Annotated in this window: 14 protein-coding genes; 8 read left to right on the top strand and 6 right to left on the bottom strand. The window is 71.7% G+C overall.

Features of this window, described 5'->3' with window-relative positions:
* Positions 1-42: 42 nt before the first annotated feature.
* A complete protein-coding gene (locus ACH4DZ_RS31315; protein WP_398290772.1) occupies positions 43-828 on the bottom strand; it encodes an IclR family transcriptional regulator in 786 nt (261 codons plus the stop codon).
* A 129-nt stretch (positions 829-957) separates the two neighbouring features.
* On the opposite strand from ACH4DZ_RS31315, the gene ACH4DZ_RS31310 reads away from it, so the two are divergent.
* The 6 genes from ACH4DZ_RS31310 (at position 958) to ACH4DZ_RS31285 (ending at position 9,035) form a co-directional block, all read left to right on the top strand.
* Positions 958-2,463 carry an aldehyde dehydrogenase family protein gene (locus tag ACH4DZ_RS31310; protein WP_398290771.1) on the top strand — a complete coding sequence of 502 codons (1,506 nt, stop codon included), beginning with the start codon at positions 958-960 and terminating at the stop codon, positions 2,461-2,463.
* Positions 2,460-4,214, top strand: a complete 1,755-nt coding sequence (locus ACH4DZ_RS31305; protein ID WP_398290770.1) for a thiamine pyrophosphate-binding protein — start codon at positions 2,460-2,462, stop codon at positions 4,212-4,214. The genes ACH4DZ_RS31310 and ACH4DZ_RS31305 overlap by 4 nt, the downstream gene beginning before the upstream one ends.
* Positions 4,215-4,295: 81 nt before the next feature.
* Positions 4,296-5,477, top strand: coding sequence for an ABC transporter substrate-binding protein (locus ACH4DZ_RS31300; protein ID WP_398290769.1), 1,182 nt, complete (start codon positions 4,296-4,298; stop codon positions 5,475-5,477).
* A gap of 35 nt (positions 5,478-5,512) precedes the next feature.
* Positions 5,513-6,382, top strand: coding sequence for a branched-chain amino acid ABC transporter permease (locus ACH4DZ_RS31295; protein WP_398290768.1), 870 nt, complete (start codon positions 5,513-5,515; stop codon positions 6,380-6,382).
* 11 nt (positions 6,383-6,393) lie between these two features.
* Positions 6,394-8,280 carry an ATP-binding cassette domain-containing protein gene (locus ACH4DZ_RS31290; RefSeq protein WP_398290767.1) on the top strand — a complete coding sequence of 629 codons (1,887 nt, stop codon included), beginning with the start codon at positions 6,394-6,396 and terminating at the stop codon, positions 8,278-8,280.
* On the top strand, positions 8,277-9,035 hold the full coding sequence (locus tag ACH4DZ_RS31285; protein WP_398290766.1) for an ABC transporter ATP-binding protein: 759 nt from the start codon (positions 8,277-8,279) through the stop codon (positions 9,033-9,035). The genes ACH4DZ_RS31290 and ACH4DZ_RS31285 overlap by 4 nt, the downstream gene beginning before the upstream one ends.
* A 229-nt stretch (positions 9,036-9,264) precedes the next feature.
* Here the strand turns inward: ACH4DZ_RS31285 and ACH4DZ_RS31280 are convergent, their stop codons facing one another.
* From ACH4DZ_RS31280 to ACH4DZ_RS31260, 5 genes are all read right to left on the bottom strand, one after another.
* Positions 9,265-9,624: an STAS domain-containing protein gene (locus tag ACH4DZ_RS31280; RefSeq protein WP_398290765.1), complete on the bottom strand. Its 360-nt coding sequence runs from the start codon at positions 9,622-9,624 to the stop codon at positions 9,265-9,267.
* Positions 9,621-10,928 (bottom strand): SpoIIE family protein phosphatase, encoded by a 1,308-nt coding sequence (locus ACH4DZ_RS31275; protein WP_398290764.1) that lies wholly within the window; start codon positions 10,926-10,928, stop codon positions 9,621-9,623. Before ACH4DZ_RS31275 ends, ACH4DZ_RS31280 begins: the two co-directional genes overlap by 4 nt.
* Positions 10,928-11,737, bottom strand: a complete 810-nt coding sequence (locus tag ACH4DZ_RS31270) for an alpha/beta fold hydrolase (RefSeq protein WP_398290763.1) — start codon at positions 11,735-11,737, stop codon at positions 10,928-10,930. Before ACH4DZ_RS31270 ends, ACH4DZ_RS31275 begins: the two co-directional genes overlap by 1 nt.
* Before the next feature lie 163 nt (positions 11,738-11,900).
* On the bottom strand, positions 11,901-14,288 hold the full coding sequence (locus ACH4DZ_RS31265) for an ABC transporter permease (protein ID WP_398290762.1): 2,388 nt from the start codon (positions 14,286-14,288) through the stop codon (positions 11,901-11,903).
* Positions 14,285-15,112, bottom strand: coding sequence for an ABC transporter ATP-binding protein (locus tag ACH4DZ_RS31260; protein ID WP_398290761.1), 828 nt, complete (start codon positions 15,110-15,112; stop codon positions 14,285-14,287). Before ACH4DZ_RS31260 ends, ACH4DZ_RS31265 begins: the two co-directional genes overlap by 4 nt.
* A 277-nt stretch (positions 15,113-15,389) precedes the next feature.
* On the opposite strand from ACH4DZ_RS31260, the gene ACH4DZ_RS31255 reads away from it, so the two are divergent.
* Positions 15,390-16,736 carry a sensor histidine kinase gene (locus ACH4DZ_RS31255; protein WP_398291105.1) on the top strand — a complete coding sequence of 449 codons (1,347 nt, stop codon included), beginning with the start codon at positions 15,390-15,392 and terminating at the stop codon, positions 16,734-16,736.
* Positions 16,733-17,467, top strand: a complete 735-nt coding sequence (locus ACH4DZ_RS31250) for a response regulator (protein ID WP_398291103.1) — start codon at positions 16,733-16,735, stop codon at positions 17,465-17,467. Before ACH4DZ_RS31255 ends, ACH4DZ_RS31250 begins: the two co-directional genes overlap by 4 nt.
* The last annotated feature ends 26 nt before the right edge of the window (positions 17,468-17,493 follow it).

Below are 17,493 nucleotides of genomic sequence, written 5' to 3'. Positions count from 1 at the left end.
TCTGCGGTCACAGCGGTTCGAGCGGGTCCTGCGGTCGTTGGTTCACTTCGTCGGGCTGAGCGGATGGTCGAAACCCTGCTCCGACATCCGCCGGGACACCTCGGCGAGCGCGGTGGCGAACCGCTCGACGACGGACTCGGGGAAGCGATGGCTCGGACCGCTGAGCGAGAGCGAGGCGACCACGGCCCCACCGCGCCCCACGACGGGCACGGCGACGGCCGTCAGCCCCTCGTCGCGCTCACCCCGGCTGACCGCGAAGCCCCGCTCCGCCGCCAGATCCGCCCACACCCGCAACTGCCTGGCGTGCCCCTCACCGTGCGGGGAGCCCGCGGCGATCCGGCGCAGCAGGGCATCGGGAGCCGTACGAAGAAGGATCTTCGACGAGGCACCCGCCCACAGCGGGAGTTCGTCACCGACCCGTACGACATGGCGCAGCGGCTGCGGGCTCTCCTGCTGGGCCACACAGACGCGGGACAGTCCGCGCAGCATGAAGAGATTGACCGTCTCCTGCTGCTCCTCGGCCAGTTCACGCATCAACTTGCGTGTCTCGCGCGGCAGTTCCCAGCTGGTGTGCGCGAGGTGGGCCCAGCGCCACAGGCCGGGACCCGCCGTGTAGCCGGCCGGGGTGTCCCAGAGCAGACCGCACTGCTCAAGGGTCTGCACCATGCGGACCACCGTGGTCTTGGCCAGCCCGGTGGCATCGACGATCTCCCGCAGCGTGACCGTCGGCTGATCCTCGGTCAGCAGCCCCAGGATGTCCAGAGCCCTGCGCACACTGCGCACCCCGGTCGCCTCGGCCGCCGCCCCCTCATGGTCGGTCCCGCTCACGCGCCTTCCCCCTCTGCTTCGAAACTTCCTCGAACGGCCCTCTTGTCACCGCGAGTTGGCGCCCGTACGTTACACGCCGACCCACAGAGCAGTCCACCAGTACCACTGAGCGGTTTCCTGGGAGACCTCATGCTCGATTCCCTTCTCAAAGCCGGCATGGACGCGGCGGTGGCCGAAGCGCCTCCCTACGTCGCCGGACAATGGGGTGGCGGCGGACCCGCGTCGACCCGGACGGGCCCGTACCTGCGCCGCGTCGTCAGCCGGACCTCGACGGCGACCGGGGACGAGATCGCCCGCGCCCTGGCCTGGGCCCGTTCCTCGGCCCGTACGGTGGCCGGCCTCGCCCCCGCACTGCGCGCCGACGTCCTGGAACGAGCATCCCGCGCCGCGTCCGCCCACCGCGAGGGGCTGGCCCGCCTCCTCGCCCTGGAACTGGGCAAACCGGTCAAGGACGGCCTCGGCGAGATCGACCGGGTCGCGGACACCTTCGCCGTGTGCGCCGCGGAGGCGCGGCACATCGGCGGCGAGACCCTGCCCGTCGCGGGCTGGGCACGCGGCGTCGGCAACACCGCCTTCACCTATCGCGCCCCGGCGGGGGTCGCCCTCGCCATCACTCCGTTCAACGCTCCCGCGAACCTCCTCGCGCACAAACTCGGCGCGTCCTTCGCCGCGGGCAACACCACCCTCGTCAAGGCACCGCCCCAGGCACCGGCCTCCACCGCCGCGATCGTGGCACTCCTGCTGGAATCCGGTATGCCCCCGCAGGGGGTGCAGTTGCTGCACGGCGGCGGCGAGGTGGGCGCGGTGCTGTGCGCGGCCGACGAGGTGGCCGTCATCAGCTTCACCGGCAGCGCGGAGACCGGCCGGGCCGTCGCCCGCGCGGCCGGGGCCAAGCGACTGGTCCTCGAACTGGGCGGGAACGCCGCCACGATCGTCTGCGAGGACGCAGACATCGGACAGGCCGCGAAGGAGTGCGCCCGCACCGGATACAGCAACTCCGGCCAGAGCTGCGTCTCCGTCCAGCGCGTCTACGTCCACCGTTCCCGCTATGCCCCTTTCCTCGACGCCTTCACGGCCGCCGTCGACACCCTGGAGGTCGGCGACCCGCTGGACCCGGGCACCGACGTGGGCTCGATGGTCGACGAGGAGGCGGCCGAACGCGTGGTGCGCTGGTCGGCCGAGGCCGTCGCCTCCGGTGCCCGCGTCCTGCGCGGCGGCACCCGGGACGGCGCCACCGCGGCGCCCACCGTCGTGGCCGACCCCGCGCCGGACTCCTCGGTCGTGGTCCACGAGGTCTTCGGAGCCCTGGTCGCCGTGCTCCCGTACGACGACTTCGGGGCGGTCATCGACACCTGCAACGCCAGTCGCTACGGCCTGCAGGCGGGGCTGTTCACCCGTGACCTGGGCCGTGTCGTCACCGCCTGGCGGGAACTGGAGACCGGCGCGCTGATCGTCGGCGGCACCTCCAACCACCGCCTCGACCACATCCCCTTCGGCGGGGTCAAGGACTCCGGCTTCGGCCGCGAGACACCCCGCTCGATGATCGACGACTACACGGTCGTCAAGACCCTCATGCTCCGCGGCCTGTCCGTCTGGGGCGACACGCCGTCCATCGACGGGGAGAGCACCGCATGACCGTGACCGCCGCCGAAGCCCTGGTCGCCCAACTGCGGTCGTACGGAGTCGAGTACGTCTTCGGCACCTGCGGCCACACCAACATCGCCCTGCTGGACGCGCTCGGTCCCAGCCCGATCCACTTCGTGATCGCTCGCCACGAACAGGCCGCCGCACACGCCGCCGACGGATACGCCCGTGCCTCCGGAAAACCCGGCGTCCTGCTCACCCACGTCGGCCCCGGCATGATGAACGCGGTCACCGGGGTGGCCACCGCCGCCCTCGACTCGATCCCGCTGATCGTCATCTCCGGCGACATCCCCTCCTACTACGCCGGCCGCCACCCGCACCAGGAGGTCAACCTCCACGCGGACGCCGACCAGACCGCCGTCTACCGGCCTTTCACCAAACGCGCCTGGCACGTGCGCCGCGTCCAGGACCTGGCCCGTACGACCGAGCGCGCCTTCTGGACCGCGACGTCCGGGCGGCCCGGGGCCGTGCTCGTCAACATCCCGATGGACCTGCTCAGCCGACAGGTCGAGGAGTACGCCGACGCGTACCCGCTGCCCGGCGGCGCCGCGTTCCCCGGCCTCGACCGGGACACCGCCGAACGCATCGCCCACGCACTGCTGGACGCCGAACGCCCGCTGATCTACTTCGGCGGCGGACTGCGTGAACCGGCCGCCCGCGAGGCGCTGTCGGCCCTCGCCGAGCACCTCGACATCCCGCTCGCACACTCCCTGATGGGCAAGGGGGTCCTGCCCGACAGCCACCCCCTGCTGCTCGGCATGCCGGGCTTCTGGGGCCTGGAGACCACGCACGCGTACACCAGGGGCGCCGATGTGGTCCTCGCGCTGGCCACCCGGTTCGCGGAGACCGACGCCAGCTCGTGGGACCCGGCGTACACCTGGACGTTCGGCGACAAGCACGGCCCGCCCAGCAGACTCATCCAGATCGACATCGACCCCGCCGAGATCGGCCGCAACTATCCGGTCGAGATCGGCGCGGTCGCGGATGTCGGAGACGCGGTACGGGCCATCGGGGCCGCGGTGCGGTCCGCCAGGCCGGAGCCCCGCGCACGGGAGGGACTGCGCGAGACCGTCGCCGCCGCCCGGCGGGCCGTCTTCGACACCGCCCGCGAGGACGGCCGCAGCGACAACTTCCCCCTGCGGCCCCAGCGCATCCTCGCCGACCTGCGCGACGCGCTGCCCGACGACGCGGTGCTCGTCACCGACGTCGGCTGGAACAAGAACGGCGTCGCCCAGTGCTACGAACTCCCCGACGGAGGGCGCTTCATCACCCCCGGCGGAGCCTCGACCATGGGCTTCGGCCCGGCCGCGGCGGTCGGGGTGCAACTGGCCCGGCCGGACCGCGTGGTGGTCGCGCTCATCGGCGACGGCGGGATGAGCGCGCAGCTGCCCGCGGTGCCGATGGCCGTCGAACAGGGCCTGCCCGTCATCTTCGTGGTGATGAACAACCGGGCCCACGGCACCATCGCCGACCTCCAGGCCTCGTCGTTCGGCCGGTCCTACGGCTGTGAGTTCACCGACGCCGAGGGCCGGCCCTACAGCCCGGACTTCGCGGCCTTCGGGCGGTCCTGCGGCGCCGAGGGACACACGGTCACCGCCCCCGCCGACCTGTCCAAGGCCCTCGCCGACGCGATCGCCCGGCGCAGGCCCGCCGTCATCGACGTACCGATGGTCAACGAACCCGTGCCGACGCCGGGCCACTGGAACATCAAGGACATCTACCGAGGGTCCTTCACCGACTGACCGCCCCCCACACCTTCACTCCCCTACCTCGCCCCCGCACCTTCCCGTCCGCTCACCGCTCGCTCACAACGAGGTGACCCCATGACCCGCAGCAGTACCCCACGACCACGCACCGCCAAGCGCACCACCGCCCGAGCCGCCGCCTGCGCCGCCTCCGCGCTGGCCGTCGCCCTCACCGCGTGCAGCGCGCCCGGTGAATCGGACGACGACACCAAGGCGTCCTCGGGGCCCATCAAGGTCGCCGTCGTCAACGCCCAGAGCGGACAGCTCAGTTCGCTCGGCGACTGGGAGTACAAGGGCGCCAAGCTCGCCGTCGACGAGTGGAACGAGAAGGGCGGTGTCGACGGCCGCAAGATCCGGCTGAAGCTCTTCGACGACCAGGGCGACCCGACCACCGGCACCAACATCGCCCGCAGGCTGGACAGTGAGAAGTACGTCGCCATGATCGGCACGGCGGAGAGCGCGGTGACCATCGCCATGGGTCCTGTGCTCCAGCAGGCGAAGATCCCCAACATCACCTCCGGCCAGTCCGACGGCCTGGTCGCGCTGAAGAGTCCGTACCTCTTCCTCAACGGGCCGACCAGCACCACCTACGACTCGACGCTCGCCCAGCACCTGGTGAAGGACGAGGGCCACAAGAAGATCGCCATGATCACGAACAACGGATCCTTCGGGAAGGGCGAGCACGACGCCTTCCTGAAGGCCGTGAAGGACCTCGGTGTGACCCCGTCGACCGACCAGGTGGTCACCACCGACCAGAAGGAGTTCAGCGCGGCCCTGACGAAGATCCGGTCCACGAAACCGGAGGTGATCTTCATCGGCTCGGAGGAGGTCGAAGCGGGGCTGATCGTCAAGCAGGCCCGGGACCTGGGCATCACCGCCCCCTTCGCGGGCGCGGCCCCCCAGGGCACCCCCGTCTTCATCGACACCGCAGGCAAGGCCGCCGTGGAAGGCACCATCGTCAGCTCGCCCTACCTCAGCAACGACGCCGACGGCGCCTCGAAGAAGTTCGCCGCCGCGTACGAGGCCGCGTACGGCAAGGAGGCGGAACTGCACGGCGCCAAGGCCTACGACGGGGCGAACATCCTGCTGACCGCGCTGAAGACCAGCAACGGCGCGAGCGGTGAGGAACTCGCGGACGCCATCCGCGACACCCGGTACAAGGGTCTGCTCGGCGACTTCCGGTACGACGAGTCGGGCGTCGGCATCACCAGGACCACCATCGGAGTCATCCGCGACGGCGAACTCGTCCCGCAGCAGTAGGCATCGGGAGCACTGGGAACACGGGGAGCACCGAAGTGCAGGAGACACTGCAGACACTCGTCGGAGGCCTGAGCCTCGGGGCGGTCTACGCCCTGGTCGCCATGGGGTTCTCCCTGGTCTACCGCACCATGGGCCTGGTCAACTTCGCCCACGCCGACATCGCCATGATCGGCGCCTACGCCGCCTCCACCTTCTACCTGACCTACAAACTGCCCTTCGCCGTCGCCATGGTCGTCGCCATCGCGGTCACCGCCGCGATCGGCCTGGTCATCGAGCGGGTCCTGCGGCCCCTGGAGAACAAGGACTTCGACCTGATGCTGATCGGCACGATCGGCTTCGGCATCGTCCTCCAGGCCGTCGCCATCCTGATCTGGGGCACCACCGGACGGGCGGTCCGCTCGCCCGTACCGGCCGCCCCGCTCGACCTGTTCGGGGTGCGCGTGCGCACGTACGACCTGCTGGTGATGGCCGTCGCGGCCTTCGCGGTGCTGGGACTCGCCTGGTTCCTCGCGCGCACCAAGCGGGGTGCGGCCATGCAGGCCGTCGCCATGGACCACGAGGCGGCCACCGCCGTCGGCATCGACGTCGGCCGCAGCAACGCCCTCGCCTTCTCCATCGGCGCGGGCCTCGCCGCCCTCGCGGGCGGTCTCGTCGGACCGATGCTGTACGTCGACGCCTCGCTCGGCGGCGCGCTCGGCATCAAGGGCTTCGCCGCCGCGATGCTCGGCGGCTTCGGCTCCATCCCCGGCGCGGTCGTCGGCGGCCTCGCGATCGGCGTCCTGGACTCCTACGCGGCCGGCCACTTCCAGGGCTACTCGGTGCTCGTGACCTTCCTGGTCTTCACCGCCGCCATCATGATCCGCCCGATGGGCGTCTTCGGGGAGAGGACGGTGAGCCGCGCGTGAGGTTCCGTGCCATGACACTCGGGGCCCTGGCGGTGGCCGCCTGGCTGCTGCCGTACGGCCTGGGCAGCTACCCCATCCATGTCGTCGACATCGCCCTCATCTATGCCCTGTTGGCCATCGGCATGGGTCTGGCCATGGGCGTCTCCGGGCAGATCAACCTCGCCCAGGTGGCGTTCTTCGGCGTGGGCGCGTACACGCTCGCCATCCTGACCACCGACTCCGGATACGGGTTCTGGGCGGCGGCCGTGCTCGCGGTGCTCGCGACCGTGGCGACGGGCCTGTTCGTCGGCATCCCCGCCCTGCGCATGCAGTCCCACTACCTGGGGATCGTCACCCTCGGCCTGGCACTCGGTTTCATCAACTGGATCACCAACGCCTCCGTCACCGGGGGCGCCGACGGAATCTCCGGCATCCCGCTGCCCACCCTGCCCGGCATCGACCTCTCCAGCGAATACCTCTACTACTACCTGGAGTTGGTGGTCTGCGCGCTCGGCCTCGGCTTCGGACTCTTCGTCGTCCGCACCTCGCTCGGGCGACGGCTGCGCGCGATGCGCGACGACTCCCTGGCCGCGGGCGCCATGGGCGCGGAGATTCCCCTCCTGCGCATGACGGCGTTCCTGCTCGCCAGCCTGTACGGGGGCCTGGCCGGAGTGCTGTACGCGGGCCTCATCCGCTATGTCGCCCCGGAGACCTTCTCCATCGGCAACATGTTCATCCTGCTCGCCATGGTCGTCATCGGCGGCCGGCGCTCCCTCGTCGGCTGCGTGGTCGGCGCGATCGGGCTGACCCTGATCCGCGAGTGGCTCTCCGACTTCTCCACCTACGCACAGCTCGGATACGGCGTGGTGGTCGTCCTCATGGTGGTCTTCGCACCGACCGGACTCGCCGGAATCCCTTTGCGTGCAAGGGAGTTCGTGAACCGACGGCGACGCAGGCGCAGCCGTGGCGAGACGGACGACCGTGCCGGGCTACGCCCCTTCCAGCCGTACGAGGCCGTCGAACGCCCGTCCTCCACCGCCGAGCCCCTGCTCGACATCAGGTCGGTCACCAAGGACTTCCGCGGACTGCGCGCCCTGGACGACGTCTCCCTCACGGTCGCCCCCGGCGAGATCCGCGGCATCGTAGGACCCAACGGCTCCGGCAAGACCACCCTGTTCAACGTGATCAGCGGCTTCTACCGGGCCACCTCGGGCCAGGTGCGGTTCGCCGGCCGTGCCACCACCACCGCCCGCCCCTACACCCTCTCCCTCCTCGGCGTGGCCCGCACCTTCCAGAACCTGCGCCTCTTCGGGCAGTTGACGGTCCGGGAGAACATCCTCGTCGCCCTGGACCGCACCAGGACACACACCATCTGGCAGTACGCGCTGTGGCAGCCCGGAGTCGTCCGTCGCGAACGGCACCTGCGCCGCCGGGCCCAGGAACTCCTGGAGCGCTTCGGGCTCACCGACTTCGCCGAGGCCGCACCCGGCTCCCTGCCCTACGGCATCCAGCGGCGCATCGAGATCGCCCGCGCCATGGCCGCCCGGCCCCGGCTGCTGCTGCTCGACGAACCGGCCGCCGGACTGAACGGCGAGGAGGTGCGGCAACTCGCCCGCATCGTGCGCTCCATCCGGGACAGCGGCACGACGGTCGTGCTCATCGAACACAACATGGGCCTGGTCATGTCGCTGTGCGAGCGCGTCACCGTGCTCTCCAGCGGCGGGGTCATCGCGGAGGGCACACCGGCCGAGGTGGTGGCCGCTCCCGAGGTCATCGAGGCGTATCTCGGGGACTCGGCACTGGCGGACGTCCCGCGCCCGGAGCCGGGGCCGGGGCCGGGGCCGGGGCCGGGGCCGGGGATGGAACCGGAGCCTCCGCCCGCTTCACCTCCGCCCGCTTCGAAGGAGGCGACCCGATGAGGACGATCCCGTTCCGGCGTACGGCCGCACCCGATCCCGGCACCCCGGCCACCCTCACCGTCGACGACCTGTCCGTGCACTACGGCGGGGTCCGCGCGGTCGCTTCCATCAGCTTCAGCGTGGCGCCCGGGGCGTCGGTGGGCATCATCGGCGCCAACGGCGCGGGCAAGACCTCCACGCTCAAGGCCCTGATGGGACTGGTACCGCGGGGCGGCGGACGCATCACCCTGGGGGAGCACGACCTCACCCGGGTACGGGCCCGCGACATGGTGCGCCACGGCATCGGCTACGTACCGGAGGGCCGGCATGTGTTCCCCGGCCTGACCGTGGAGAAGAACCTGCTGCTCGGCGCGTACGCCCGCAGGTGGGACGCCGAGACCCGGGCCTCGCTGGCGGAGGTGCACGAACTCTTCCCCGTACTGGGCGAGATGGGCGGACGACTGGCCGGCGCGCTCTCCGGCGGACAGCAGCAGATGCTCTCCATAGGCCGCGCCCTGATGGCCGGACCGCGCATCCTCCTCCTCGACGAACCGTCCATGGGGCTCTCACCCAAACTCGTCGGGGAGATCCTGAGCGCGCTGAAACGACTGCGCGAGGACGGGCTCAGCCTGCTTCTCGTCGAGCAGAACGCCAAACTGACCTTCGGCGCGACGAGCCACTGCCTCGTCATGGAGAACGGCGGCGTCGCCATGACGGGAACCTCCGAGGAGCTCAGCCGGGACACGCGGGTGCGGCGGATCTACCTCGGCCTGTGAACCGCCGGCCGGCGGGTGGCGTCACCCGTTGGTGCCGGCGGCGAACATATCGGTGCCCAGCACGGCGAGCAGGAACAGATGGTCGCGTTCCGGCCGCGCGAAGCAGTCGGCGGACATGGCGCACGACTCCGCGACCTCCCCGCGGCGCAGACCCGGAGCGCGCCGGCGCTGCCCGCGGCGCAGTTCGGCATCCGGGCTCCCCTGCCCTCCGTCGGCCGGGCAAGGCAGGTCAGGTCGCGGTGGGCCGCCAGGCGGTTTCGGCGGCCAGGACCGTCGGGTGGACGGAAAAGACCTGGTCCAGGCCGACGATGCGGAAGATCCGGCTGACGGGCTCGGGGACGGCGGCCAGGGCGATGCCCGCACCGGCCGCCAGGGCGTGATTGCGGGCGGCGATGAGCGCGGTGATACCGCTGGAGTCGCAGAAGGTGACGCCTCCGAGGTCGAGGACGAGCTGCCGGCCCGGACGCAGGTCGAGTCCGGGCAGCGCGGCGCGTACCTCGGGGGCGCTGTGGTGGTCCAGGTCCCCGGCGAGCTCGATGACCGCTCCGGCGGGAGCGGTGCGGGTGCGGAGGGTCAGGCGCTGGGTCACTGGAGCTCTTCACTGGGAGGTCGGGGCACATGGATGGCCAGGACGGCGGTGTCGTCGTCCACGCCACTGCCGAAGGTGTCGAGCAGGTCGCGGATCGCGTCGACGGTGTCCGAGGCGGTGGTGGGAGCCAGCGCGCGGGCGAAATCGAGAAGGGCGTCGTCGCCGTAGCGGTCCTCGCTGTCGACGGCGTTGACATGGGCCTCGGTGAGCCCGTCGGTGTGCAGCAGCAGGGTGTCGCCGGGGGTCAGCCGGACGGCGGTGGTGGCGATGTGGGCGTCGGCCAGGACACCGATGAGCTGTCCGCCCGGGGTGGGCAGATATCCGGTGGTCCCGTCGGCGCGCATCAGCAGGGCGGGCGGATGCCCGCCACTGGCCAGGGTGATGTGGAAGCCGCCCCGGTCCGGGTCCGGGGTCAGCAGACCGAAGACGACGGTGCAGAAGCGGGGGTCGGCACCGTTGTACTCGTGGTTGAGGACCGTGTTGAGGTTGGCGAGGACGGCGACGGGGTCGGGGTCGTACACGGCCGCGGCCCGCAGGGTGTAGCGGGCCAGCGAGGTGACGGCCGCCGCGGCGGCCCCCTTGCCGCACACATCGCCGAGGAACAGTCCCCAGGCGCCCTCGGCCAGCGGGAACAGGTCGTAGAAGTCGCCGCCGACCTCGTCGGCCGAGGCGATGTGGTAGTACGCGGAGACGTTCAGGCCGGGCACATCGGCCAGGGTCGGCGGCAGCAGTGTCTTCTGCAGGGTGGCGGCCAGGCGCTGGAGCCGTTCGCGTTCCCGCTCGGCCTCCTTGCGGGCGCGCAGCAGCTCCGTCTCGTAGGCGCGGCGGTCGCGCGCGTCGAAGAGGGTGGTGCGGATCAGCAGCGGCTGCCCGTCCCTGCCCGTCCGCACCGTCGAGGTGACCAGGACCGGCAGGCGGGAGCCGTCGGCGGCCTTGAGCTCCAGGGCGATGCCGCTGACCTCGCCCTGCATCCTCAGCAGCGGGGCGAAGTGGGTCTCGTGGTAGAGCCGTCCGCCGACGGTCAGCAGGTCGGAGAAGTGTCTGCGGCCCAGCAGGTCGTCCCGCTCACAGCCCAGCCAGTTCAGCAACGTGGTGTTGACCTTCGCGATCCTGCCGTCCAGCAGGGTGGACAGATAACCGCAGGGCGCGTGCTCGTACAGATCCTCGGCGCTGTCCTCCAGCAGAGCGGAGAACTGCGCCTGATCGTCGGCGGAGCCGTGGTCGCCCTCGCCCCAGCCACCCACCGTCCCGCCCGCCTCGGCTGTCTCGGCCGCCCCGTCCTCCTCGTCGCCGGAGGTGCCCATCAGGCGAGTGCTTCCACGAACGAGGTGATCGCCGCCGTGGTCTCCTCCGGGGCGGCGAGCTGCGGGCAGTGTCCGGTGGCGTCGAGCGTCACCAGGCGGCTTCCCGGAATCCGGGCGTGCACGAACTCGCCCACCTCCCGGGGAGCGATCGCGTCGCTGGAGCACTGGGCCACCAGCGTGGGGACCTTCACCAGGGCGAGGTCCTCGCGGTTGTCGGATAGGAACGTCACGCGGGCGAAGACCCGGGCGATGTCGGGATCGGTGCGGCAGAAGCTGTTGGTCAGCTCCTCACCCAGTTCCGGCCGCTCGGGATTGCCCATGATCACCGGGGCCATGGCGCCCGACCAGCCGAGATAGTTCGCGTCCAGCGATCCCAGGAGTTCATCGATGTCCTCGGCGTCGAACCCGCCCCGGTAGCCGGTCCCGGGGTCGTCGATGAAACACGGCGAGGGCGCCAGCAGCACCAGCCCGGCGAACGCCTCGGGCTCCCGGGCGGCGGCCACCACACCCATCATCGCGCTCACGGAATGCCCTACGAACGTCACGGGGCCGAGCGCCAGCTCCCGGCACAGCTCCAGCACGTCCTCCACGTAGCCGTCGAGCGTCGAGTACCGTTCCGGGCTCCATGCCGACAGATCCGAGTTCCCCGCGCCCACGTGATCGAAGAGCACGACGGTGAAGTCGCGCTCCAGTGCCGGGACCACCAGACGCCACATGTTCTGGTCGCACCCGAATCCGTGCGCCAGCATCACCACGGGCCCACCGGGCCGCCCGGACACCGTCACATGATTCCTGTGCCGCACATCCATACGAAACATCCTCGCAGACCGGAGGCGATCCCCGCCGATCGAGGAGCTGCGATCCGCGCGGAGCGGACCGGCCCCCGGCCGTACCCGGCTCGTGGGCGCTCGTCAGTACGCTGCCGGGTGGCCGCCGCCGAAGCGGTGACGGGACGCTGGACCGCCTCATACGTTATTCGGTGCGCAGAGCCGTGGCCGTTCGGGCCCTGGCGGCCCAGCCGGCCGGCAGGAGCGCACCCAGGACGGCGATGAGCAGGCCGCCCAGTACGAGGGGGAGCAGCTCGGTCCCGTGGTAGACGCCGATGACGGAACCGGGGAGGCGGAGCCCCACGCTGTCGCCCATCGCGGGGAGGACCCAGCCGTGCAGGGCCACGCCGAGCGGCACGCCCAGCGCGCCCGCGACCAGTCCGGTCACGACGACCGAGGTGAGGACCATCGCGACCGTCTGCCGGGGCGTCATGCCGAGTGCCTTGTGGACACCGATCTCCCGGACGCGCTCGCGGGTGTCGAGCAGGACGCCGTTGAGCACGCCGAGCGCGGCGACGGCGACCAGCATCAGCGTGAGGACCGCGGACAGCGCGTTGAGCGTGACGACCATGTCGCCGCCGGCGTCGAGCCCGCCGGCCCGCGCGGTGACGCCCAGCGGTGCCAGGTCCTTGTTCAGCGCCTCGACATAGCCGGCCACATCGGTGCCCGACGTGACCGCGATGTGATGGCTCGTCTCCGTCAGGTCGGGATGTGCGGCGGTGAGAGTCGCGACGTCGGTGAAAACCTGCATGCCGTCGTTGCGGGGGTCGAGGACCTCACCGACGATCCGGACCGTGACGGGCGCGGCCGGCCCGTCCAGGGTGACGGTGTCGCCGACACCGGCGCCGGTGGCGGCCAGGAAGGGGGTCGGGACCACGGCCTCACCCGGGCCGTCGATCCAGCGGCCCGAGACCATCGTGTAGCCACCCCAGGACGCGTCGCCGGTGAAGGCGATCACGTCGACGGTGCCGGTCGCACCGGACACGGCCGCCCGTACCGTCGCGGCGCTGTAGTACTTCCCGGTTCCGGCGGCGGCCTCGATGGCCGTGGTGACCGCGGCGGGATCGGCCTCGGGCCGCTTCCCGGCGCCGGAGCCCTGGGGGCTCCGGGAACCTTGCGGGCTTCGAGCACCGCCTGGCGGGCCCTGAGGGCCGAAGTCCGGCAGCGGCGCGGGCACGACCACGTCGGCGACGTCATGGGCCTTCGCCTTCATCACCTGGCCGAGCGAGGCACCCATCCCCACGGTGAACGTGACGGCGACCGTGCCGAACAGGATCGCCGTGCCCATGGCCAGCGCGCGGACGGGCCGGGCGAAGGGCCGCGCCAGGCCCAGGGCGACCGGCCGCGGCAACGGCAGCCGTCCGGCGAGGCGGACCGCCCACCGGCCGCGCCCCGCCGAAGCGGTACGGCCTGTGGCGAGCGCGTCGACCGTACGCAGCCGGCCGGCCCGCCAGGCACTCGCCCACGCGGTCGCCGCCACCAGGCCGGGCACCCCGGCGATCACCGCCAGGTCGACCCAGGGGGCGACGGCCAGGGACGACGTGCCGTAGACCTCCTCGGTCTCGGCCATGACGGGGACGGCGAGCAGATGGCCGACGACGACACCGAGGGCCGTGCCGACCGCGGCCGGGATCAGCGCCTGACCCACGTACGCCCGCACGACCTGGGCCGGGGTGCAACCGACGGCCTTGAGGATGCCGATGCGGCGCGTTCCCGTACCGACGGCCGACGCGACGATGTTGCCGACGACGAACACCGACATGACCAGACCCAGGGCTCCGAACGCCATCAGGAACGGGACGTAGACGGCGATCTCGCGCTCGGCGGTCTCCTTGACGTCGAGCCAGGACTGTGTGCCGAGGGTCGCTCCGGACGGCAGGGACCGGGTCACGGCCCTGCTGCCCGCGGTGATCTGCGCGGGGGTGCGCGCGTCGGTGAAGCGGTAGAGCATCTGGTAGCCGCCGCTGCCGGGTGCCGTGAGCGCCGGCATCTGGGACGGGACCACCCAGGCGTCGGCGGTCCGTGTGACCGAGCGGGCGACGCCGACCACCGTCAGTTCCGGACCGCCGGGCAGGTCGGGGAAGGAGATCTTCATGCCCATGGTCGGGAAGAGCGGGGAGTCCGCGGACAGCGCGATCTCGCCGGAGCGTGTGGGCCACCGCCCGTCGAGCAGCGCCACCTCGTCCACGCCCCCGCCGGGATCGCCCCGGCCGGCCACGGTCAGCGGCCCGCCGGGGCCGGCTCCGTCCGACCGCGGGGTGACCGTCGCCGTACGGAACGGGCCGGCCGCACGGCTCACTCCTTCGGCCTCCTCGGACCTCGACACCTGCCCGGCGCTCACCCTGCCCGCGTCGAACCGCACGGACAGATGCGCGCCGGCGAAGGCGTCGTCGAAGGGGGCGCCGGACACCACGAGCAGCGATCCGCCGAGGACGGAGACGGTCACCGCCATCATCGTGGCGAGCCCGATCACCAGTGTCTGCACGCGGCGCCGTCGCACCCCCGAGCGCACCACCCTGCCGAGCGCGCTCATCGGGAAACCTCCGAAGCGGTGGTCTCCGAAGCGACGGTCCCCGGAACGGTGGTCTCCGAAGCCGCCGTTTCCGCGGCGGCGGCCCGCGAGGTGGCGGCACCCGCCGTGCCGGCCCGCGAGGCGACGGCATCCGACGTCCCACCCCGTGACCGGACGTCATCGATGATCCGGCCGTCGGCGATCCGGACGGTGCGGTTCGTGCAGGACCGGGCCAGGGCCAGGTCGTGAGTGACCACGACGAGCGTCTGGCCCTCGGCGTTGAGGTCGCCGAGCAGCCTGCTGACGTCCTGTCCGGCTGCCGTGTCCAGGGCCCCGGTCGGCTCGTCGGCCAGGAGCAGCGCCGGCCGGTTCAGCAACGCCCGCGCCACCGCGACGCGTTGCCGTTCGCCGCCGGACAGCCGCCCCGGGTGGGCGCGGGCGTGCCGGTCGATGCCCAGCAGTTCCAGGAGTTCCGCCGTCCGGTGGTCCGCCTCGCCGCGTGCCATACCCGCGAGGCGTCCGGGCAGAGCGACATTGTCGGTGACGGTCAGATCGTCGAGCAGGTTGAAGAACTGGAAGACCATGCCGATCTTCGACCGCCGGTAGAGCGCCGATCCGGCTTCGCTCAGCCCGTCCACCCGTACCCCGTCCACGGTGACGGTGCCCGTGTCGGGCCGGTCCAGGCCCGCGATCAGGTTGAGCAGCGTGGACTTGCCGCTGCCGGAAGGGCCGAGGATCGCGACGGCCTCGCCGGGCCGCACGGTCAGTGACACCTCGTCCAGAGCGGGCGGGCCGTCGTCGTAGCGGCGGCTCACCTCCCGCAGTTCGATCACGGGCACGGTCACTAGATGCTCCTTGCGTCGGGGGAGTCGGCCGCGTGAACGTTAGGAGCGGCCCCGGCCCGTACACATCGCCCGCCCGACCCCCTTGCGGTACCGCGCTGGGACGACCGCCCGGAACGTCATCCCTGCGATGTAGGCGGGCGATGTATCCGGTGCGGTGAGAATGACCATCAGGACGGACTCCGTGGGATCGCGTGACGGCGACAATGAACGGGTGACGGACGCAGAACCGGTGAGAGACGCAGAACCGGTGGGAGACGCGCGTACGACCCCGGCGCGGCTGCGGAAAGCTGTCCGCCGGGCGGTCCGCGACGCCGGGCTGCCGAGCGGTCCCCGGCTGCTGCCCACCCGGCGGGCCTGGCAGTTCGATGTGCTGGTGGCCCTGGTACTCGGCATCACCACCGTCTACTACGGCATCGACAACGCGAACAACGTCGTGATCCGCGAGATCGCACCCGGCGTGGAGCGCGTCATACCGCGTCCGTCCGGCCCCGCCGGTCTGGCCTTCATGGTGACCCTCGCGGCCGTCGCCTCAGGTGCCCTGGCACTGCGCCGCCGCTACCCGCTCGCCGTGCTGTGCGTCGTGACGGCCGCGACCCTGTCGACACCGCAGAGCGTTCTGCGGCTGACCTTCTACGCGTACGTCATCGCCGTCTACAGCGCCGCCGTGTACAGCCCGTACCGGGTGGCGACCCTGGCGGCGCTGCCGGTGTCGGTCGTCCTGGTCGGCACCTCGGGGAACTCGGTGACCCCGATCGTCCCCAACGAGTACATCGCGCTGCTGATCCTGGTGCCCATGGCCGTGGCCGCCGTCGGCCTGCGGAGCTGGAAGCTCCGGACCGACGAGGGCCGCACCCGGCTCTCCGCCCTGGAACGCGAACAGACCCGGGCACTGCGCCGGGCGGTCGAGCACGAGCGGGCCAGGATCGCCCGCGAACTGCACGACGTCGTCACGCACAACGTCAGCGTGATGATCATCCAGGCGGGCGCCGCCCGCAAGATCATGAAGACCTCGCCCGAGCAGGCCGGCGAGGCGCTGCTCGCCGTCGAGGCCGGCGGGCGGGCCGCCATGACCGAACTGCGCCATGTCATGGGGTTGCTCACCATGGCCGCCGAAGGCGAGGACGAGAGTGACGGCGAGGGCGACGGTGGGGACAGGGGGAGGGGGGAAGGCGCGGATCCGGCCGGTGCGGTGGCGGCGGAGCTGGCCCCGCAACCCGGCCTGGACCAGCTGGACCACCTGGTCGGACGGGTCCGGGACACCGGACTGCCCGTCGACCTGACCGTGACAGGACCACCCCGCCCCCTCCCGCCCGGCCTCGAACTCGCCGCCTACCGCGTGATCCAGGAGGCCCTGACCAACACCGTGAAGCACGCGTCCGGCGCCACCGCCGCCGTCACGGTCGATTACGGACCGCGGCGGCTCCGGGTCGAAGTCACCGACACCGGTGGACAGTCGGGCACGGGCGCGGCCACCGGAAGCGGCCGGGGTCTGATAGGCCTCCGCGAGCGCCTCGCCGTCCACGACGGAACCCTGGAAACCGGCCACCGCCTGACCGGTGGCTACCGTGTGGAGGCCCTGATCCCCCTGGAGACAGTCCCCTTGGAGACACCGTGGACACCGTGACCGAGCCGCTGCGGGTGGTCCTCGCCGACGACCAGACCCTGGTCCGTACGGGATTCCGGTTGATCCTCGGCGCCGACGGCATCGACGTCGTCGGCGAGGCGGTCAACGGCGCGGAGGCGGTCGAGGCGGTCCGCCGCACTCGTCCCGACGTGGTTCTGATGGACGTCCGGATGCCCGAGATGGACGGCCTGGAGGCCACCCGCCGCATCCTCACCGGTGCTCCCGGTGCTCCTGGTGCTCCTGGTGCTCCTGGTGTCCCCGGCGCACCGCGCGTCATCATCCTGACCACCTTCGACCTCGACAGGTACGTCTACGCGGCGCTGTCCGCGGGGGCCAGCGGCTTCCTCCTCAAGGACGTCACCCCCGAGCAGTTGACCGCGGCCATCCGCACGGTCCGTACCGGCGACGCCCTCCTGGCACCCGCCATCACCCGCCGCCTCGTGCAGAGGTTCACCCGGCGTGGCAGCGACACCGATGCCCTCCACCGCGACCTCGCCCCGCTCACCCCGCGCGAACTGGAGGTTCTGGGCCTGCTGGCCCAAGGGCTGAGCAACGCCGAACTCGCCGCCCGCCTCCATCTGGCCGAGACGACCGTCAAGACGCACGTCGCCCGCATCCTCGCCAAACTCCGGCTCCGCGACCGTGTCCAGGCCGTCATCGTCGCCTACGAGACGGGACTGGTCAGCGCCGGCGAACAGCCCGGCGGGCCGACACGGACCGGCATACGCTGACGCCCGTTGTCCGACGAGGAGGACGT

The organism is Streptomyces sp. NPDC017991 (genome assembly GCF_044328075.1).
Classification (GTDB): domain Bacteria; phylum Actinomycetota; class Actinomycetes; order Streptomycetales; family Streptomycetaceae; genus Streptomyces.
Note: the sequence above shows the minus strand (reverse complement) of the source record. Positions and strands in the feature narration are given on the sequence as shown.